Consider the following 19,331-nt stretch of genomic DNA (forward strand, 5'->3'; position numbering starts at 1 on the left):
AGGATGGTGCTGATGCGACTTCCAACCTTGCGCCGCACCCGGCCCGCCGAGCCGGGTGTCATCGGTGGCGTCGTGCGGCTCGATCGGCGGACGAAGCGCCTGGTGGGACGGCTGCGGCCGGGTGACATCGCGGTCATCGACCACGTGGATCTCGACCGGGTGGCGGCCGACTCGCTGGCCGCCTCGGGCGTGGCGGCGGTGCTCAACGCGAAGCCGTCGGTCTCCGGGCGGTATCCGAACCTGGGCCCCGAGGGGTTGGTCAAGGCCGGCATCCCGCTCGTCGACGGGCTCGGCGAGGAGCTGTTCGAGCGGCTGCGCGAGGGTGACGCGGTGCGCATCGAGGGCGACACCGTCTTCGTCGGCGAGGAGGCCGTGGCCAAGGGCGTGCGGCAGGACGCCGACTCGGTGGCCGAGTCGATGGCCGACGCGCGGGAGGGCCTGTCGGTCCAGCTCGAGGCGTTCGCCGCCAACACGATGGAGTACCTCAAGCAGGAGCGCGGGCTGCTGCTCGACGGCGTCGGCGTGCCCGAGGTGCAGACCCAGTTCGCCGGGCGGCACTGCCTGATCGTGGTCCGCGGCTACGACTACAAGGCCGACATCGACGTGCTGCGGCCCTACATCCGGGAGTACAAACCGGTCCTGGTGGGCGTCGACGGCGGGGCCGACGCCCTGGTCGAGGCCGGATACACCCCAGACATGATCATCGGCGACATGGACTCGGTCAGCGACGACGTGCTGCGCTGCGGGGCCGAGATCGTCGTGCACGCCTACCCCGACGGGCGCGCGCCGGGGCTGGCCCGGGTGCAGCGGCTCGGGGTGGAGGCGGTCACCTTCCCGGCCGCGGCGACCAGCGAGGACATCGCGATGCTGCTCGCCGACGAGAAGGGCGCCTCGCTGCTGGTGGCGGTGGGCACGCACTTCACCCTCATCGAGTTCCTCGACAAGGGCCGCGCCGGCATGGCCTCGACCTTCCTGACCCGGCTGAAGCTCGGCGGGAAACTCGTCGACGCCAAGGGGGTCAGTAGGCTGTATCGGCAGAGCCTGTCCGGATCGTCGCTGGTCCTGCTGCTCGCCTCGGCGATCGCCGCGATGGCCGCCGCCCTCGCGGTCACCACGATCGGCCGGGCCTACCTCAGCGTCATCGCCGAGTGGTGGGACAACCTGATCTTCACGCTGTTCTCGTAGACGGGCCGTCAGGTGATCAACTTCCGATATCACGTCGTGTCGCTGGCCGCCGTATTCCTGGCGCTGGCCATCGGGCTCGTCGTCGGTACCGCGGCGGCGAACGGCCCGCTCACCGAGAACCTCAACGACCAGGTCACCAAGCTCACCGACGACAAGCAGCAACTGCGCGACGACCTGGAGCAGTCCCGGGCCGAGCTGAAGAAGAACGCCGACTTCGCCAATGAGGTCGCGCCGATGCTGCTGACCGGCAAGCTGACCGGCAAGAACGTGCTGCTCATCCGGCTCGACGGCAGCGACGCCTCCGACGTGGGCACCGCCGCCGACGGGGTGGGCACCATGCTCGGCACGGCCGGCGCCAAGGTCGTCGGCACCGTCACCGTCAAGGAGAAGTTCACCGCCCCGGCCAGCAACTCGCTGCTGCTCGACCTCGCCGAGACCTCCGCCCCGCCGAGCATCAGCGGCGCCCTGCCCACCCGGGCCGACGGCGTGGAGACCACGGCCGCGCTGCTCGCCGCCGTGCTGGTCGGCCGGGCCGGCACGCCGCAGGTCGAGGGTGCCCGCACCGTGCTGAGCGCCTACGAGGCCCAGGGCTTCGTCGGTCTCGACGGCGACTTCAAGGTCCCGGCCGAGGCGGTGATCATCCTGGCCGGCGCGCCCGCCAGCGGCAAGGACGCCAAGGACCGCAACACCGCCGCGCTCACCCTGACCAGCCGGTTCGACCTCGCCGGCCGGGTCGTGGTGGCCGGGCTGACCGCGGGCGGCCTGGTGTCGTCGGTGCGCGGCGACGCCTCGATCGCCAAGTCCGTCTCCACGGTCGACAACGCGGTCACCGCCTACGGCCAGGTCGCCGCCGTGATGGCCCTGGTCGAGCGGATCGGCGGCAAGACCGGCCACTACGGCATCGGCGACGGGGCGAGCAGCCTGCTGCCGAAGACGGCGAGCGTGACGAATGGCTCGTAGGCTGCTGCGGCACACGCTCGCCGGCCCGGTCGCCGGCGCCGTCGCCCGGGCGGCGCTGCGCGCCCTGTCCGGCCGGCCGGCGCTCGAGCGCACCAACTTCCGCGGCCGCACCGTCTCGCTGGCCGGCGGGCCGGCGCTTGCCCTCGGCGCCACCGCCGGCGCCGTCGTGCACCGCCCCGAGCACGCCGCCGCGGCCGTGGTCGCCGGCCTCGGCTCCGGCGCCGTCGGGCTCTACGACGACCTGGTCGGCGGGCGGCCGGAGCACGCCGCCAAGGGCTTCCGCGGGCACCTCGGCGCGCTGCGGCAGGGCCGGGTGACCAGCGGCCTGGTGAAGATCGCCGGCGTGGGCGCGGCCGGGCTGGCCGCGGCGGCGTTGCTGCCCCGCAAGCGTGGTGTGGATGTACTGCTCGGAGCCGGCGTCATCGCCGGCGCCGCGAACCTGTTCAACCTGCTCGACCTGCGGCCCGGCCGGGCGCTGAAGGCCGGGATCGCGGCCGGCACGCCGCTGGGGGCCGCCGGCCCGCTCGGCGCGGCGGGCGCGCTGCTGCCCGCCGACCTCGGCGAGGAGATCATGCTCGGCGACGCCGGGGCGAACGCGCTCGGCGCGCTGCTCGGGGTCGCGTACACGGCGCGCGCCGGCACGTTCGGGCGGCTCGCCGCGCTGGCCGGGATCGTGGCGCTGACCGCGGCGAGCGAGAAGGTCAGCTTCACGAAGGTCATCGAGGCCAACCCGCTCCTCAACACGATCGACCAGTGGGGCCGGACCCGCCCGGAACCACCCACCATCGGCGACATTTCCGACATTTCGGGAATGTCGGAAACGGCCGCGCGAATGGGTGACGCGGTCGACGCTGCCGGCGTGGCCGGGGATCGCGACGGGGCGGTCGGCGGCGTGGGCCGGGACGGCAGTGCGGGTGGTGGCGGGGCCGAGGACGGCGGCGGCGAGGCGCCGCAGCCGCGCAAGCCCTCGCCGTATCCGCGCGGGTGACGGCAAAGAGGATCTTCGGGGCGGCGGCGCTTGTCGCGAGCCTGACAATTTTGAGCAGGATTGCCGGATTTGCGCGCATTCTGGTCTTCAACTCGTCGGTGGGCACGACGCAGCTGGGTGATGCGTACCAGGCCGCCAACACCATCCCGAACATCATCTTCGAGCTGGTCGCCGGGGGAGCGCTGGCCAGTCTCGTCGTCCCGCTGCTGGCCGGCAAGGACCGGGAGACCGTCGGGCGGACCGTGAGCGCGCTGCTCACCTGGGTCGTGCTGCTGCTCACGCCGGTGGCCGTGCTCGTCGCCGTCTTCGCCCACCCGCTCGTGCAACTGCTCACCAGCGGCAAGCCGGCGCCCGTCATCGACGCCGGGGCGGACCTGCTGCGGGTGTTCGCGCCGCAGCTGCCGCTGTACGGGGTGGGGATCGTGCTCGCCGGGGCGCTGCAGACCTACCGCCGCTTCGCCTGGCCGGTGATCGCGCCGCTGCTGTCCAGCGTGACGGTGATGGCGGTGTACGTCGGGTTCGGCGTGCTGGCCGGGCGCGGCGCGGCGCTGCCGAGCGTGTCCGGGGGCGAGCTGCTGCTGCTCTCCGGCGGTACCACCCTGGCCGTCGCCGTGCTGTCGCTGTGCCTGGTCGCGCCGGTGAGCCGGCTCGGGCTCGCGATCCGGCCCGCGATCCGGCTCGACGTCGGCGCGATCGCCACCCTCAAGCCCCTCGCCGTCGCCGGGATCGTCACCGTCGGCACCCAGCAGCTCGTGCTCGGGCTCGCGATCCGGCTGGTCAGCTACGCGCACGACGACGGCGTGATCGTGGTGTACAGCCTCGCCCAGACGATCTTTCTCCTGCCCTGGGCGGTGCTGGCGGTGCCGGTGGCGACCACGACGTACCCGGCGCTGGCCGAGCGGGGGGCGGCCGGGGACGCCGGCGGCTTCGCCGCGGCGCTGGCGCCCGCCGTGCGGGCCGTGGTCCTGCTCAGCTGCCTCGGCGCGGCCGGGCTGATCGTGCTCGCCCGGCCCATCGCGGTGCTGCTCGCCGCCGCCTCCTCGCACCCGCCGGCGATCGGGCCGCTGGCCGGCGGGATCGCCTGGTTCGCGCCCGGCCTGCTCGGGTACGGCCTGTTCGCGCTGCTGTCCCGGGCGCTCTACGCCGGCGGCAACGCCTACCCGGCGGCCGTGGCCACCGCGACCGGCTGGGCGGCGGCCGCGGTCGCCGCGCTGGCGCTGTCCGCGGCGCTGCCCGTCGCCGACCGGGTGCCGGCGGTCGCCGCCGCGAACTCGGCCGGCATGCTGGTGCTGGGGGCGGCGCTGCTCGTCGCGGTGCACCGCAGGGCCGGGGGCGCGGCGTTGCGCGGCACCTGGCGTACCACCTCCATATCGATCTTGTCGGCGGCCGCCGCCACGGGAGTCGGGCTGCTCGTCCGGCCACTCGTGACAACCCCGGGTGCGGCCGGTGCGGTCGTGCAGGGCATGCTGTGCGGAGTCGCGGTGGCGGTGGTGTTCCTCGCCGGGGCGGCCGTCGCGGACCGGCGGACCCTGCAGCGACTCGTCCGCCGCAGGCGGCTCGCCGGCAGAAGGGAAGGGTAGTGGGCGCCCGCATCGCCTTGGTCCTGGCGTCGAGCACGGGCGGCATCGGCCGGCACGTCGGTATGCTCGCCGAGGGCCTGGCCGCGCGCGGCCACCAGGTCAGCGTGCACGGCCCGGCCGACACCGAGGCGCAGTTCGGCTTCGCCGCGCGCGGCGCGCGGTTCGTGCCGGTGGAGATCCCGGCCAGCCCGCAGCCCGGCGACGTGCTCGCCGTCCGCGCGTTGCGCCGCTCGGTGCGCGGCGCCGACGTGATCCACGCCCACAGCCTGCGCGCCGGGCTGGTCGCGGCCCTCGCCCGGCCGGCCGGCACCCCGCTCGTCGTCACCTGGCACAACCTGGTGCTCGCCACCGGCCTGCGGGCCACGCTGTACCAGCCGCTGGAGCGGCGGGTCGCCCGCGCCGCCGACGTCACCCTCGCCGTCTCCACCGACCTGGCCGACCGGGCCCGCGAGCTCGGCGCCCGCGACGTGCGGCTGGCCAAGGTGCCGGCCCCGGCGCCGCGGCCGGTGGCCCGTGGCCGGGACCAGGTGCGCGAGGACCTGGGCGCGGAGCCCGATCAGCCGTTGGTACTGGCGGTGGGCCGGCTGCACCCGCAGAAAGGCTTCGAGACGCTCGTCTCCGCCGCGGCCCGCTGGCGCGACCGCAAGCCCGAGCCGTTCGTGGCGATCGCCGGCAGCGGCCCGTCGTACATGTCGCTCGCCCAGCGCATCTCCGTCGAGGACGCCCCCGTGCACCTGCTGGGCTACCGCGACGACGTGCCCGACCTACTCGCCGCCGCCGACCTCGTGGTGGCCACCAGCGTGTGGGAGGGCCAGCCGCTGTTCATCCAGGAGACCCTGGCCGCCGGCCGGCCGCTGGTCTCCACCGCCGTCGGCGGCGTGCCCGAGGTCGTCGGCCCGGCCGCCCGGCTGGTCGAGCCGCACGACGTCGACGCCGTCGACACGGCCGTGCAGGCCCTGCTCGACGACCCCGACGCCCGCGCCGAGCTGAGCCGGCTCGGGCTCGCCCGGGCCGCCACCTGGCCGACCGAGCGGGACACCATTGACCAGGTCGAGGCGGTGTACGCGGGGCTGCGCGCCCGCGGGGAGGGCTGATGCGGCACTGGCTGCACCGGTTCGCGCCGGTGCTGCTGGCGCTGCTGGCCGGCCTGCTCGGGCTGGTCGCGCTCGTGCCCCGGCCGGCCGCCGCACCCGCCGCGCCCACCGCCGACTACGTGATCGTCGTCGGCGTCGCCGGGCTGCGCTGGGACGACGTCACCGCCGCCGACACCCCGGCGATGTGGCAGCTGGCCCAGGAGGGCGCGATCGGGGCGCTGTCGGTGCGCTCCGCCCGGCGGATCACCTGCGCCGGCGACGGCTGGCTCACCCTCGGCTCCGGCAACTTCGCCGTCTACACGCCCGGCTCGGTGACGCCGACCTGCCCGCACCTCAACGTCACGATCGACCGCGACGCCAACGGCGGGGCGTCGCTGCCCGACGAGGGCGACATCGTCGCTCGCAACCGCGGCCTGCACTGGGGCGCGCAGCCCGGCGCGCTCGCCGAGGGCGTGCGGTGCACCAGCGCGATCGGGCCGGGGGCGGCGCTCGCCGCGGCCCGCCCGTACGGCCGGGTCGACCGCTACTCCGACAACCTCGACGCCGGGCTGCTCTCCGCCTGCGCGCTCTCGCTGGTCGACCTCGGCGAGATCGCCGGCGACGACCCGGTCGCGCGGGCCGCCGACGCGCACCGCGCCGACGCCGCGCTGGCCGACGTGCTCGCCGCCCGGCCCGAACACTCCGTCGTGATCCTCGCCGGCCTGTCCGACCTCGACGCCACCAGCCGGCTGCACGTGGCGATCGCGCAGGGCCCCGGCTTCACCCGCGGCTGGCTGACCTCGCCGTCGACGTCCCGGCCGGGGTACGTCCAGGTCGTCGACCTCGCCCCGACCGCCCTGGCGGCGCTGGACCGGCCGGTGCCCGGCAAGCTCTTCGCCGGCGGCGCCGCCTCCACCAGCGACAGCGGCCGCCCCGCCGACGTCACCGCGGCGGTCAGCCGGCTCGCCGACGCCGACCGGGAGGCGAGCGTCCAGCGGCGGGTCGGCACCAACTTCTTCGCCACCCTGGTCGTCGCCGAGCTGGCGTTGTTCGTTTCGGTGGTACCGCTGCTGCGCCGCGCCCGCCGCCCGCCCGGCCCGCTGCCGTTCCGTCCAGTGCCGGGGCCGGTGGTGCGCGCCGCCGAGGTGCTGCTCATCGCCGCCTCGCTGGCCGTCCCCGCCGCCCTCGTCGCCGACCTGCTGCCCTGGTGGCGCTGGGCCCGGCCGGGCCTCGGTTTCGCCGGAGTGACCCTGGCGGTGCTCGCCGTCGCCACGTTCGCCGTCGCGTACGTCACCGCCCGCAGCCGGGCCATCGCGCCGCTGGGCGGGGTGTCCGCGCTCGCCGCCCTGGCCGTCACGTTCGACGTGCTCACCGGGTCGCGGCTGCAGCTCAACGGCGTCGCCGGCTACTCCGCCGCGGTCGGCGGCCGCTACGCCGGCGTCGGCGTCATCGGCCTCGGCCTGCTCGTCACCGGCGCGCTGCTCGGCGGGGCGGCCATGGCCCAGCGCTTCGACCGCCGCTGGCGCCCGTTCGTCATGGCCCTCATCGGCGCGGTCGGCATGATCGTCATCGGCAGCCCGTACCTCGGCGCCGACGCCTCCGGCGCGGTCGCCCTCACCCTCGGCGTGTGCGTGGCCGCGGCGATGGCCGTCGGCGGCTGGCTCACCATCACCCGCCTGGTCTGGGCCGCCGGCGCCGCGCTGGTCGTGACCGCGGGCTTCGCCGTGCTCGACCTGTTCCGCCCCGAGGAGCAGCGCAGCAGCGTGGGCCGGCTGCTGGTGCGCACCCAGGACGGCACGGCCGGGTACATCGCCCGCCGCATCGCCGAGGCCGACGTGGTGACCACGGTGACCAGCCCGCTCACGGTGCTGGTGCTGGGCTCGGTGCTGTTCGCCACGTTCGTGCTGCTGCGCGACTGGGGCGGCCTGCGCCGGCTGCTCGGCGTGTTCCCACCGGTCCGCGGCGCCCTGTCCGGCCTGGTCCTGGCCGGCCTGCTGGCCGGCATCATCGAGGGCGTCTCGTTCAACGTCCTCGGCGCCGCCCTGGCCACGGCCCTGCCGCTGACGGTCCTGTCCTGCCTGCGCGTCCTCGACCACGCCGACGACCGCAGCCAGCCACCCCCACGCATCCCCGAATCCGCCCTGGAGAGCTGACGGCTCCCGGTCAGGCGGCGAGCGGGCCGTGCGGCCGGAACGCGATGTCGAGGTCCGCGTCGAGGGCCGCCGCCAGGCGGGCGAGCAGGGGAACGGTCGGGGTGGCCCCGCCCGACTCGAGCCGGGAGAGCTGCGGCTGCGTCATGCCGGCCCGCTCGGACAGCTCGGCCTGGGTGAGCCCCAACTCGGTGCGGCGGTCGTGCACCATCTGCCCGAGCAGCAGCGCCGCGCGCGCCTCCTCGTAGGCGGCGGCGTGCTCGTCGGCCCCGGTGCGCTCCCAGCGAATGTGACGCGTCGTCATCGTCCGGCCCTTCCGTTGCGCCTCAATGCCACTTCCGTTCGTAGGTCTCCGTAGCGGGAGCGTGGGCCTCGTGCCCCGACTCGCATGTCCGCTGCGCGGCCACGGCCCGCGTAACCTCGGCCCGCTCCACCTGGCGCGTCTTGCGGAACACGGTCAGCAGCACTATGCGTGCACCCGGGGCAAGCCAATAACTGATTCGGACGGCCGAGCGGTCGAGGTGGAACCTCAGTTCGCGGGTCTTCCCGTCGAGATGGCGCGAATACGGTTCGCCGAGGGTCTCGGCGAACTCTGCGAGGATGTCCGCCATTGCCTCGACCTTCACATAATCCCTGAGCGGCAGCGTTTCCAGCCAGTCCCGCACCTCTGGTTCCAGCTCGATCACATATCGGCCGCTCACCCAGCAACGATATACCATTCTCGGTATATCGGCCACGAGGTTCGAGAGCGCCCCGCGTGGTGGTGTTCAGGGGCTGAGGATCGGGGTGTCGAGGGAGCGGGAGCGGCCGCGGAACTCGGCGAGGATGGTGCCGTCGGTGCGGCGGACGGTGACGTCGTAGAGGCCCGAGCGGGCCCGGCGGGTGCGTTCCACCGCGGTGGCGGTGAGCTCGTCGCCCGCGCGGGCCGGCTCCAGGAAGGTCACGTCGGCGCCGGCGGCGACCGTGACGCGGTCGTAGGTGTTGCAGGCGAACGCGAACGCCGTGTCGGCCAGCAGGAAGACGTAGCCGCCGTGGCCGATGGCGTGGCCGTTGAGCATGGCGGCGGTCACCGTCATCCGCGCCGTCGCCGTGCCCGGGCCGACCGCGGTGATCGTGATGCCCAGGGCACGGGAGGCGGTGTCGGTGGCGTACAGGCGGTCGGCGCAGGCGGTGGCGAGGTCCTGCGGGGTCATGTGGCGGCGGTCGGCGGGCGCAGGGTCTTCCAGTCGCGGTCGCGGGCGGCGGCGGCACCCAGCACGCCGACGAGGCAGGCGGCGTTGGTGATCTCGCCGGACAGGGCCATGGCCACGGCCTCGTCGAGGGCGATCCAGTGCAGCTCCAGCTCCGCCTCCTCGTGGGTGCGCTCGTGGCGCTGATCCGGCGGTACCTCCGCGATCTCCCGGGCCAGGAAGAGCCGGATCCGCTCGTTGGAGCAGCCGGGGGTGGGGTGCACCTCGGCCAGCAGGTCCCAGCGGGCGGCGACCAGGTCGACCTCCTCGGCCAGCTCGCGGGCGGCGGCGTCGACCAGCGACTCGCCCGGCACGTCGATGAGGCCGGCGGGCAGCTCCCACAGCACCTGGCGGACCGCCGGACGGTACTGCCGCACCAGCGCCACCCGGCCCTCGGCGTCCAGCGCCACCACGCCGACGGCGCCCACGTGGACCAGGTAGTCGCGGTCGACGACCTCGCCGCCGGGCATCTCGATGGCGTCGGTGACGACGGAGAACACGCGGTTGCGCAGCCGCTCGGTGTGCGAGCGGACATCGTAAGTGCTCATGCCGACACCTCGCTGGCGCTCGGCGTCGTCATGAGGCACGACGCGGGCTGCAACATGATTCGCTCGCTGCGCTCGCTCATGCGTCCACCGTCTCCAGCTCGACGGGCAGGCGGTCGGCGGCGTTGTAGGTGACCGCGGCGCCGACGAACGCGGCGAACAGCGGGTGGGCCCGGGTCGGGCGGCTCTTGAGCTCCGGGTGGGCCTGGGTGGCCACGAAGAACGGGTGCCGCTCCCGGTCGAGCTCGACGAACTCGACGAGGCGGCCGTCCGGCGACGTGCCGGAGATGACCAGGCCGGCCTGGGTCATCGCGTCGCGGTAGGCGTTGTTGACCTCGTAGCGGTGGCGGTGGCGCTCGGAGACCTCGGCGGTGCCGTAGGCGTCGAAGGTGAGCGTGCCGGGGACCAGCACCGCCGGGTAGGCGCCGAGCCGCATGGTGCCGCCCAGGTCGCCCTTGCCGGCGACGATGTCCTCCTGGTCGGCCATGGTGGCGATGACCGGGTCGGACGCGTCCGGGTCGAACTCGAGCGAGTTGGCGCCGGGCAGGCCGGCCACGTGGCGCAGCACCTCGATCGTCATGCACTGCAGGCCCAGGCACAGGCCGAGGGTCGGGATGCCGCGCTCGCGGGTGTACTGCGCCGCGCCGATCTTGCCCTCGATGCCCCGCACGCCGAAGCCGCCGGGGATGATCACGCCGTCGACGCCGGCCAGGGCCTGGGCCGCCCCGGCCGGGGTGGTACAGGCGTCGCTGGGCACCCAGCGGATCTCGACCCGGGCCCGGTGCGCGAAGCCGGCGGCGCGCACCGCCTCGGTGACCGACAGGTACGCGTCGGGGAGGTCGACGTACTTGCCGACGATCGCCACGGTGACCGTCTGCCGCGGGTGGTGCACCCGGTCGAGCAGGTCGTCCCACTTCTTCCAGGCCACGTCCCGGAACGACAGGCCCAGGCGGCGCACGACGTAGGCGTCGAGGCCCTCCTCGTGCAGCACGCGCGGGATGTCGTAGATCGACGGGGCGTCAGGGGCGGACACGACCGCCTCGGCGTCGACGTCGCAGTACAACGCGAGCTTGTTCTTCGTCTTGTCGGGGATCTCCCGGTCGGAGCGGCAGACCAGCGCGTCCGGCTGGATGCCGATGCTGCGCAGGGCGGCGACCGAGTGCTGGGTCGGCTTCGTCTTGAGCTCGCCGCTCGGCACGAGGTAGGGCACCAGCGACACGTGCAGGAAGAAGCAGTTGTCCCGGCCGATGTCGTGGCGCACCTGGCGGATCGCCTCCAGGAACGGCAGCGACTCGATGTCGCCGACGGTGCCGCCGACCTCGGTGATGACCACGTCGGGCGCCACGCCGTCGGCGTCGGGCTCCGACATCGCCCGGATCCGGGCCTTGATCTCGTTGGTGACGTGCGGGATCACCTGGACGGTATCGCCGAGGTACTCCCCGCGGCGCTCCTTGGCGATCACCGCCGAGTAGATCTGGCCCGTCGTCACGTTGGCGTTGCGGGACAGGTCCTGGTCGAGGAAGCGCTCGTAGTGCCCGATGTCGAGGTCGGTCTCCGCGCCATCTTCGGTGACGAACACCTCGCCGTGCTGGAACGGGTTCATCGTTCCGGGGTCGACGTTGAGATACGGGTCGAGCTTCTGCATCACGACCCGCAACCCGCGGGCGCTGAGCAGGCTGCCCAGGCTGGACCCGGTGAGGCCCTTGCCGAGTGAGGAGGCGACGCCCCCGGTGACGAAGATGTGCTTAGCCTGCCGGCTGGCACCGGAACGTGCTGATGAGGACAAAGCCTGCTCCCGTGGGGTTCGTCACGCTGCCGAGTCAGCGATCCACGGGAGTCCAGCCTAACACCAGGTAAACGGGGGTGCAGAAGACGCACCGGGGGTCACTCACGTCACACGTCCGCAATGTCTCGGGGCGCCCACACCCGCCGCTCCGGCCTGGTGCGCGCGACCTCCAGCATGGCCCGGCCGACCTGGGAGGTGGTGGTCGCGAAGCCGGGGGCGAAGCGCACCAGCAGCGCGGAGACCGGCGACAGCACCGTGTAGAGGGCGTTGATGAACCCGGCCTTGGCGCGGGCGCCGTGCTGGGGGCGGATGAAGCCGGGGCGGAACGCATACGCGCGCAGGTCGAGCGCGGCCACGTCGTCCTCGGTCCGGCCCTTGACCCGCGCCCACATTTGCCGGCCGTCGGTGTCCGTGCCGACGCCCGAGACGTAGATGAACACCATGCCGGGGGCCTGCTCGGCCATCCGCCGGGCAGCGGCGAGCGTGTAGTCGTAGGTGATCCGGCGGTAGTCGGCCTCGCTCATGCCGATCGAGCTCACGCCCAGGCAGAAGAAGCAGGCGTCGTACCCGGAGAAGTCCACGGCGGAGAAGCCGGAGAAGTCGGCGTGGCGGATCTCGCGCAGCTTCGGGTCGGTCACGCCGGTCGGGGTGCGGGCCAGCACCAGGACCTCCGTGACGTCGCCGGCGAGCAGGGACTCGCGCAGCACGCCGTGGCCGACCATGCCGGTCGCGCCGAAGACGATCACCTTCATGCCGACCATCATGCCCGGATCGCCGACAGCGTGGCGTTCTCCAGGGTGGTGTACAGGTCGGAGTCGGTGAAATCGGGGCCGGTCTCCTCGCCGATGTAGAGGTCGACGTGGCGGCTGCCGCCCAGGCCGGGGGTGAACTCGTCGACGATCGTCCAGGTCGGGGCCTTGAGCCGGGCGCACACCTCGGCGGTGACCTCGGCGGTGCCGCAGCGCAGGATCGTGAACCGGGTGCCGGCCCGCAGCGCGCCGGTGTCGGCGGCGGCCGAGCTCCACGGCTGCAGGGGACGGCCGGCGGTGTCGCGGGGCGCGGAGTCCATCCAGTAGCCGGTGTCGTAGGACCAGTTGAGGTACCGGCCGTCGGCGGTGCGGCCGGTGCCCTCGTCCTTGACGGCCTTGACGAACGACGCCGGGAAGCTGCCGAGGGTCTGCTGGTGGCGGTGCTGCTCGCAGTCGATGGTGGGGCAGCCGGTCACCGTCGTGGCCGCGTCGGTGTGCAGGGACTCGACGGCGGTGTAGTAGACGGTGGCCTCCCAGCCGGACAGCTCCACCGGCGCCCCGCTCGCCGGCGCGATCGACGGCGAGCCCGGGTAGCTGCCGGTCTGCGGCGGATGGCCCGGGCTCTCGCTGGACGCGGCCCCGGGGGCCGGCGGCGGGTCCCCGCACCCGGCGAGCAGGAGCGCGGCCGTCAGGAAGGCGGCGATTGGACGTACCATATCCGGATTTTGACCGAAATATGGTCACTCCGCGGGCGGCCGCCGTTGTTGCTTGCGCTGGGCGGTGTGGCGCTTGTCGGTCAGGCGCCGCTCGACGGCACCCTTGGACGGTTTCGTCCGTTTCCGCGGCCGCGGCGGCGGGGCGATCGCCGCGGCGATGGTCGCCACCAGGCGCTCCTCGGCCGCGCGCCGGTTCTGCAGCTGCGAGCGGTGCTCCGAGGCCACGATCGACAACACCCCGTCGACGAGCCGTCCGGCCAGCCGCTCCAGCGCCCGGTTCTTCAGCGGCTCGGGCAGCGCGTCCGTCGCGGCCACGTCGAAGCGCAACTCGACCCGCGAGTCGGTGGTGTTCACCGACTGCCCGCCCGGCCCGCCGGAGCGGCTGAACCGCCACATGAGCTCCGCCCGGGGCAGGGCTATGGTGTCGGTCACCTGCAGGTCGTCGTCCACCCGCATAGCATGCGGGGCACAGGATGCATCTTGCACCGCAGGGTGACATGGCGACGGCCCCGCGGTGGCTGGGGGTAGTGTCAGCGAGGCGAGACGCGGCGGAAAGGTGGCACCGTGGCTGAAGCCGTTCAGACAACGGCGCTGCTGGTCGAGGAGTTCGACGTCGCGCAGATCACCCCGGTGCGGCACGCCGTGAGCCGGGGCGCCGAGCGGGCCGGGCTGAGCGGGCAGCGGCTCGAGGACTTCGTGCTCGCGGTCAACGAGATCGTCACCAACGCCGTGCGGCACGCGGGCGGCGGCGGGCGGCTGCGGCTGTGGCTCGCCAGCGGCGTGGTGCTGTGCGAGGTGACCGACAAGGGCGCGGGCATCCCGCCGGAGCGGCTCGACGGGGAGGCGCTGCCGCCCAGCTACGCGATCAGCGGCCGGGGCCTGTGGCTGGCCCGCCACCTGGTCGACAAGGTCAGCGTCGACTCCAGCGACGCCGGCACCGTTGTGACCTTGAGCACGGCCGTCGCGGCCTGACCCGCCGGCTTTGTTCCTCGGCTTTGCTTCTCGCGGTCTGACCTGCCGGCTTTGCCCCGGGCCGGGCGATCGGTGCCTGGGCGGGGCGCCCGGGGGCGGGCACTATCGGTGCGCCCGGGCGCACCGGGCCGGGCAGGATTGGGGCGGGCAGGATCGGCGATCGCGTCCCACACGCCAGGCACTGCGCGGAGCCCGGCCCAACGCGCGGCGCGCCGACCGAAAGTCTCCGCGATCATGCGGATCCGGCGTCGGCGCCAACGGTTTCTCATGATCACGGAGTGTTGATGTACCCCTGCGTACAACAACACTCCGTGATCATGAGAAACCCGGGTGCGGTCATCGTGAACGTCATGATCACGGAGACATCCGTCCGTCCGGGCCGCGCGGAACGGATGCCGCTCGCCCGACATTTCGGAAATATCCGTTTTGGCCGTGCCATCGGCGAAAACGGTGCGGATCAGGCGATTTCGTCCAGGTAGCGCCAGGCGCCGCCGACCTTCACGAAGCGGCTCCGGTCGTGCATGGCGCCTCGGCGGCCGTCGGCGACGTACCGGGCCCGGAACTCCACGATCCCCTCGGAGTCCAGCAGGCCGCCGCCCTCCCGGCCGAGGATGGTCAGCCCGAGCCAGTTCTGCTCCTCCTCCAGGCTGAACGCCCGGGGCCGGGTCTTCTCGTGCCAGGTGCGCAGCAGGAACTTCCGATCGCCGACCACATACGCGCTGTAGCGGGCCCGCATGAGCAGCTCGGCGCTCGGTGGCTCTTCTCCGCGGTGGTACCGCCCGCAGCACTCGTCGTAAGGCTCGCCGAGCCCGCACGGGCAGTTGTTCATACCGGGCAGTTCCTCGCTCACCGCAACATTGTTCCCGACGGTTCCGGGGTGGTGCGGCCCGGGCCCGTGACGATTATGGCCTTCGCCCTGGTGGCGGCCCGACCGGCGGCTAGAGCTGCTGGAACTGCCAGCGCTGGTTGGTCGAGCCGTCGCAGTCCCACTGCCGGGCCACCGCGCCCGGGGCCGGGTTGCCGTTGTCGATGCCGATGCACTTGTTGCTGTTGAGGCTCAGCAAGCGGTAGCCGTCGCCGTCGCGGACCAGCCGCCAGACCTGGTTGGCGCCGCCGTTGCAGTCCCAGATCAGGATCTGCGCGCCGTTGTCCTTCGACGCGCCGTTGACGTCCAGGCAGCGGTTGTCGGCGGCGTTGACGAACCGGAACACGTCCTGGGTGCCGGTGATCAACTGCGGTACCCACAGCATCGTCGCGTTGTTGCCGTCGCACGGCACCTGGTTGGCGTTGCCGCCGTTGCCCGGGTTGGCCTGCAGGCACAGGCCCGAGTGGTCGGGGCGCATCAGCGTCGGCCGGGCGGCCAGCAGCGCGGCCGTGGCCTGGGTGGGCGTCGGCGACGGGGTCGGGCTGGGCGGCGGGGGAGCGGCCGAGGACGGCGCGACCGACGGCGGCCCGTCGGAAGGCGCGGCGGCGGACGGCGGCGGCCCGGCCGGCGCGCTGGTCGCCTTCGACGCGTCCGACGTGAACGCCTGGACCCCGAAGACGATGCCGACGACGACCGCCAGCACCAGGAACCCGGCCGCGGCGAGCAGCACCCTGTCGGGCTTCGGCGCGGGCGGCGTGGGCCGGGGCCCGCCGTAGACGGTCACGGTCGCACAGCATAGATCAGGGTCGCCGCGCCCGGCCCCTACCGCCCGACAGTCTGTCAATCCGGCCAGGCAGGAGTTCACAGTGTGCAGCCAGCGGACGGGCCGGACGGGCCATAAACTTCCCGATTGTGCACACAGCGTGACGGTACGCTGAGTGGAGAGGGGTCCGAACGTGAAGGTCGCAATTCCGCGCGAGGTCAAGAACCACGAGTACCGCGTGGCGATCACCCCGGCCGGCGTCCACGAGCTCACCGGCCACGGGCACGAGGTGATCGTCGAGGCCGGGGCGGGCGAGGGGTCGTCGATCACCGACCAGGAGTTCCGCGAGGCCGGCGCCACCATCCTGCCGGGCGCCGACGATGTCTGGGCCGAGGGCGAGCTGGTGCTCAAGGTCAAGGAGCCGATCGCCGAGGAGTACCACCGGATGCGCCCCGGCCAGGTCCTCTTCACCTACCTCCACCTGGCCGCCTCCCGCGAGTGCACCCAGGCCCTCATCGACGCCAAGGTCACCGGCATCGCCTACGAGACGGTGGAGCTGCCCGACCGCTCGCTGCCGCTGCTCGCCCCGATGTCCGAGGTCGCCGGGCGGCTGGCCCCGCAGGTCGGCGCCTACCACCTGATGCGCGCCGGCGGCGGCCGCGGCGTGCTGCTCGGCGGCGTGTCCGGCGTCTACGCGGCCAAGGTCGTCGTCATCGGCGCCGGCGTCTCCGGGCTCAACGCGGCCGCGATCGCGGTGGGCATGCAGGCCGAGGTACTGCTGCTGGACAAGAACATCACCCGGCTGCGCGGCGCCGACGCGATCTACCAGGGCCACGTGCAGACCGTCGCGTCCAACAGCTACGAGATCGAGCGGGCCGTCCTCGACGCCGACCTGGTCATCGGCGCGGTGCTGGTGCCCGGCGCGAAGGCCCCCAAGCTCATCAGCAACGACCTGGTCAAGCGCATGAAGCCGGGCAGCGTGCTGGTCGACATCTCGATCGACCAGGGCGGCTGCTTCGAGGACTCGCGCCCGACCACGCACGCCGAGCCGACCTACCGGGTCCACGACTCGATCTTCTACTGCGTGGCGAACATGCCCGGCGCGGTACCGCACACCAGCACGTACGCGCTGACCAACGTCACCCTGCCGTACGCCCTCGAGCTCGCCGACCGCGGCTGGGCCGAGGCGCTGCGCCGCGACCCGGCCCTCGCGCTCGGGCTCAACACGCACGACGGCCACGTCACCTACGGCCCGGTCGCCGACGCGCACGGCATGAGCCACGTTGCCCTCGCGGACGTTCTGGCATAAAACAGCCCGGTGGGAGTCGACGCCGGGGCCGCCTCGGGCGGGCCGTCCTTGCGAAGCGCTGACGGGCCGGCCTCGGCGGCCGCGGGCGAGCAGCTGCGCCGCGCCGTCGACACCTACCTGGACCACCTGACCGTCGAGCGCGCCCTCGCGGCGAACACGCTCGCGTCGTACCGCCGCGACCTCGACCGCTATGTCGAATGGCTGGTCGGCTCCGGCGTCACCGCTCTGCCGGACGTGGCCGCGCGCGACATCGCCGGCCACGTCGCGGCGCTGCGCGCCCCGGACGGTGACGCCCCGCCGCTGTCCGCGTCCTCGGCCGCCCGCGCCGCCAGCGCCGTGCGCGGCCTGCACCGCTTCGCCCTGCTGGAGGGCCTCGCCCCGGCCGATCCGTCGCGCGAGGTGAAGCCGCCGGCACTGCCCAAGCGGCTGCCGAAGGCGCTCGACGTCGACCAGGTGTCGCGGCTGCTGGCCGGCCCCGCCGACGGCCCCCTCGCGCTGCGCGACCGCGCCCTGCTGGAGTTCCTCTACGGCACCGGCGCGCGCATTTCGGAGGCGGTCGGCCTCGCCGTCGACGACCTGGACCTCGCCGCCCGCCCCGGCATGGTCGTGCTGCACGGCAAGGGCGGCAAGACCCGGCTGGTGCCGATGGGCAGCTACGCGCGCTCGGCGCTGGACGCCTACCTGGTCCGCGGCCGCCCGGCGCTGTCCGCCAACGGCACCGGCCGGCCCACGGTGTTCCTCAACGCCCGCGGCGGCACCCTGTCACGGCAGAGCGCCTGGACGATCCTGCGCAAGGCGGCGCAGCGGGCCGGGCTACCGGTCGACGGGCCGGGCGGCGTCTCGCCGCACACGCTGCGGCACTCGTTCGCCACCCACCTGCTCGACGGCGGCGCCGACATCCGGGTCGTGCAGGAGCTGCTCGGCCACGCCTCGGTGACCACGACGCAGGTGTACACGCTGGTCACCGTCGACCGGCTGCGCGAGGTCTACGCCACCGCCCACCCGCGCGCCCGCTGACCCTGGTTCCGAAAAATCCAGACGCTTCGCATCCGGATTTTTCGGACTTATACCCTGACAGGCGAAAAATCCGATAGAAGCGGTTTTGCTGCGGCCTTTCGGGTGCTGGGTCGTCCGACTCGGCGCCGGGGCGAACGGATGTCTCCGTGATCATGCGTGTTGCCGCAACCGCACCGCGGGTTCGCCATGATCACGGAGACTTGTGGTACACGGGTGTACATCTTCGCTCCGTGATCATGAAAAACCGTTGGTGTCGATAGTGCGTTCGGCATGATCGCGGAGAGTTTCGGTCGCGGTGGGCGGTGCGGAGGCGTGTCCCGTGGGCGGTGCGGAGGCGTGTCCCGTGGGCGGTGCGGAGGCGTGTCCGGTGGGCGGTGCGGAGGGCGGTGCGGAGGGCGGTGCGGAGGCGCGCGTGGCTGGTGCGTCCCTGGCCAAGCTCACCGCCGGCCGACTCGCGCCGACCGACTCACCGACGGCCGATTCGCGCTGGCCGATTCGCGCTGGCCGACTCATCGACGGCCGACTCGCCGCTCGCCGACTCGTCGTCGCCCGCAGGCGAATGCCTGGAGCGGGCGCCGATCGGACGAAAAATCCAGACGCTTCGCATCCAGATTTTTCGGACTTATACCCTGTCAGGGTATAAGTCCGATAAGTCGTGGCGCGGAGCGCCCGACTTATCGTTTTCGCGGCGGTTGGCGCCCGCGTCCGTCCGACCGACCGGGTCGGCGGGGCGGCCGAGCGGTTGGCGTCGGCGGGTTTGGTCGCGGGCGGGCGGCGGTTGGGAGCGTCAACGGGTGTTGGCCTACAGTTGTGGGCATGAGCCCCGACGTGCCGCGGCGATCCGATGCCACCCGGGCCGCCATCCTGCGGGCCGCCCGGGCGCGGTTCGCCGCCGACGGCTACCAGCGGGCCACCATCCGTGCGATCGCCGCCGATGCCGCGATCGACCCGTCGATGGTGATGCGGTACTACGGCAGCAAGGCCGGGCTCTTCGCCGCCGCCGTCGATGTCGACCTGCGCCTGCCCGACGTGGGCGGCATCCCGCCCGAGCGGCTCGGTGCCGAACTGGTGCGGCACTTCCTGCGCCGCTGGGAGGACAGTGCGGCCGAGGACGACGCGCTGCTCACCCTGCTGCGCTCCGCGGCCACCGACGAGGACGCGGCGCAGCGGCTGCGTGGCGTCTTCCGCGAGCAGGTCCAGCCGGTCGCGCTGCGGCTGGCCGGCGGCGACCCGGACAAAGCCGGGCGGCGGGCCGGGCTGGTCGCCACGCAACTGCTCGGCCTGGCGCTGTGCCGGCACATCCTGCGGCTGCCGCCGGTCGCCGCGTTGAGTGCGGAGACGATCGTCGAGGAGATCGGGCCGACCGTTCAGCGTTACCTGACCGGCGCCCGCTGAGCTGCCGCCGGTCGCCGCGTTGAGTGCGGAGACGATCGTCGGCTGACCG

The 19,331-nt window shown here is 73.4% G+C and carries 19 protein-coding genes and 1 pseudogene; 10 read left to right on the forward strand and 10 right to left on the reverse strand.

What is annotated here, in order from left to right; all coding sequences use genetic code 11:
• Positions 1 to 12: 12 nt before the first annotated feature.
• The 6 genes and pseudogenes from steA (at position 13) to ACQPXD_RS10770 (ending at position 7,939) form a co-directional block, all read left to right on the forward strand.
• The gene (steA, locus tag ACQPXD_RS10745; RefSeq protein ID WP_432837267.1) at positions 13 to 1,185 is read left to right on the forward strand and encodes a putative cytokinetic ring protein SteA; all 1,173 of its coding nucleotides are present in this window, start codon (positions 13 to 15) and stop codon (positions 1,183 to 1,185) included.
• A gap of 12 nt (positions 1,186 to 1,197) precedes the next feature.
• A complete protein-coding gene (locus tag ACQPXD_RS10750) occupies positions 1,198 to 2,145 on the forward strand; it encodes a copper transporter (RefSeq protein WP_432837269.1) in 948 nt (315 codons plus the stop codon).
• Positions 2,135 to 2,917: pseudogene (locus tag ACQPXD_RS10755) on the forward strand (hypothetical protein); the annotation flags it as partial. The gene ACQPXD_RS10750 and the pseudogene ACQPXD_RS10755, both read left to right, overlap by 11 nt.
• A 266-nt stretch (positions 2,918 to 3,183) precedes the next feature.
• Positions 3,184 to 4,713, forward strand: a complete 1,530-nt coding sequence (gene murJ / locus ACQPXD_RS10760; RefSeq protein WP_432837271.1) for a murein biosynthesis integral membrane protein MurJ — start codon at positions 3,184 to 3,186, stop codon at positions 4,711 to 4,713.
• Complete coding sequence (locus ACQPXD_RS10765) at positions 4,713 to 5,807, forward strand: glycosyltransferase family 4 protein (RefSeq protein WP_432837273.1); 1,095 nt, start codon at positions 4,713 to 4,715, stop codon at positions 5,805 to 5,807. Before murJ ends, ACQPXD_RS10765 begins: the two co-directional genes overlap by 1 nt.
• Positions 5,807 to 7,939 carry a hypothetical protein gene (locus ACQPXD_RS10770; protein ID WP_432837275.1) on the forward strand — a complete coding sequence of 711 codons (2,133 nt, stop codon included), beginning with the start codon at positions 5,807 to 5,809 and terminating at the stop codon, positions 7,937 to 7,939. Before ACQPXD_RS10765 ends, ACQPXD_RS10770 begins: the two co-directional genes overlap by 1 nt.
• Before the next feature lie 10 nt (positions 7,940 to 7,949).
• On the opposite strand, the gene ACQPXD_RS10775 is transcribed toward ACQPXD_RS10770, so the two are convergent.
• From ACQPXD_RS10775 to arfB, 8 genes are all read right to left on the reverse strand, one after another.
• Positions 7,950 to 8,240 carry a helix-turn-helix domain-containing protein gene (locus tag ACQPXD_RS10775; protein ID WP_432837277.1) on the reverse strand — a complete coding sequence of 97 codons (291 nt, stop codon included), beginning with the start codon at positions 8,238 to 8,240 and terminating at the stop codon, positions 7,950 to 7,952.
• Positions 8,241 to 8,262: 22 nt separating this feature from the next.
• A complete protein-coding gene (locus ACQPXD_RS10780; RefSeq protein ID WP_432837279.1) occupies positions 8,263 to 8,637 on the reverse strand; it encodes a type II toxin-antitoxin system RelE/ParE family toxin in 375 nt (124 codons plus the stop codon).
• Positions 8,638 to 8,703: 66 nt separating this feature from the next.
• Complete coding sequence (gene paaI, locus ACQPXD_RS10785) at positions 8,704 to 9,129, reverse strand: hydroxyphenylacetyl-CoA thioesterase PaaI (RefSeq protein ID WP_432837281.1); 426 nt, start codon at positions 9,127 to 9,129, stop codon at positions 8,704 to 8,706.
• The gene (locus ACQPXD_RS10790; protein ID WP_432837283.1) at positions 9,126 to 9,713 is read right to left on the reverse strand and encodes an NUDIX domain-containing protein; all 588 of its coding nucleotides are present in this window, start codon (positions 9,711 to 9,713) and stop codon (positions 9,126 to 9,128) included. Before ACQPXD_RS10790 ends, paaI begins: the two co-directional genes overlap by 4 nt.
• Positions 9,714 to 9,789: 76 nt before the next feature.
• Entirely contained in the window at positions 9,790 to 11,496 is a 1,707-nt protein-coding gene (locus ACQPXD_RS10795; RefSeq protein WP_432837285.1) for a CTP synthase, read from the reverse strand.
• Positions 11,497 to 11,603: 107 nt separating this feature from the next.
• Entirely contained in the window at positions 11,604 to 12,248 is a 645-nt protein-coding gene (locus ACQPXD_RS10800) for an epimerase (protein WP_432837287.1), read from the reverse strand.
• Positions 12,249 to 12,256: 8 nt separating this feature from the next.
• Complete coding sequence (locus tag ACQPXD_RS10805; RefSeq protein ID WP_432837289.1) at positions 12,257 to 12,961, reverse strand: hypothetical protein; 705 nt, start codon at positions 12,959 to 12,961, stop codon at positions 12,257 to 12,259.
• Positions 12,962 to 12,985: 24 nt separating this feature from the next.
• Complete coding sequence (arfB, locus tag ACQPXD_RS10810) at positions 12,986 to 13,411, reverse strand: alternative ribosome rescue aminoacyl-tRNA hydrolase ArfB (RefSeq protein WP_432837291.1); 426 nt, start codon at positions 13,409 to 13,411, stop codon at positions 12,986 to 12,988.
• A 114-nt stretch (positions 13,412 to 13,525) separates the two neighbouring features.
• Between arfB and ACQPXD_RS10815 the strand changes: the two genes are divergently transcribed.
• Entirely contained in the window at positions 13,526 to 13,933 is a 408-nt protein-coding gene (locus ACQPXD_RS10815; protein ID WP_432837293.1) for an ATP-binding protein, read from the forward strand.
• A gap of 457 nt (positions 13,934 to 14,390) precedes the next feature.
• On the opposite strand, the gene ACQPXD_RS10820 is transcribed toward ACQPXD_RS10815, so the two are convergent.
• Both ACQPXD_RS10820 and ACQPXD_RS10825 read right to left on the reverse strand, forming a co-directional pair.
• Entirely contained in the window at positions 14,391 to 14,783 is a 393-nt protein-coding gene (locus ACQPXD_RS10820; protein WP_432837295.1) for a YchJ family protein, read from the reverse strand.
• 88 nt (positions 14,784 to 14,871) lie between these two features.
• The gene (locus ACQPXD_RS10825; RefSeq protein ID WP_432837297.1) at positions 14,872 to 15,582 is read right to left on the reverse strand and encodes an RICIN domain-containing protein; all 711 of its coding nucleotides are present in this window, start codon (positions 15,580 to 15,582) and stop codon (positions 14,872 to 14,874) included.
• A 172-nt stretch (positions 15,583 to 15,754) separates the two neighbouring features.
• On the opposite strand from ACQPXD_RS10825, the gene ald reads away from it, so the two are divergent.
• The 3 genes from ald (at position 15,755) to ACQPXD_RS10840 (ending at position 19,282) form a co-directional block, all read left to right on the forward strand.
• Positions 15,755 to 16,870: an alanine dehydrogenase gene (ald, locus tag ACQPXD_RS10830; protein ID WP_432837299.1), complete on the forward strand. Its 1,116-nt coding sequence runs from the start codon at positions 15,755 to 15,757 to the stop codon at positions 16,868 to 16,870.
• Positions 16,871 to 16,918: 48 nt separating this feature from the next.
• Complete coding sequence (locus ACQPXD_RS10835; RefSeq protein WP_432843788.1) at positions 16,919 to 17,887, forward strand: site-specific tyrosine recombinase XerD; 969 nt, start codon at positions 16,919 to 16,921, stop codon at positions 17,885 to 17,887.
• A gap of 816 nt (positions 17,888 to 18,703) precedes the next feature.
• Positions 18,704 to 19,282, forward strand: a complete 579-nt coding sequence (locus ACQPXD_RS10840) for a TetR family transcriptional regulator (RefSeq protein ID WP_432837301.1) — start codon at positions 18,704 to 18,706, stop codon at positions 19,280 to 19,282.
• Positions 19,283 to 19,331 lie beyond the last annotated feature (49 nt).

Source organism: Dactylosporangium sp. CA-092794 (genome assembly GCF_050948465.1).
Lineage (GTDB): Bacteria > Actinomycetota > Actinomycetes > Mycobacteriales > Micromonosporaceae > Dactylosporangium.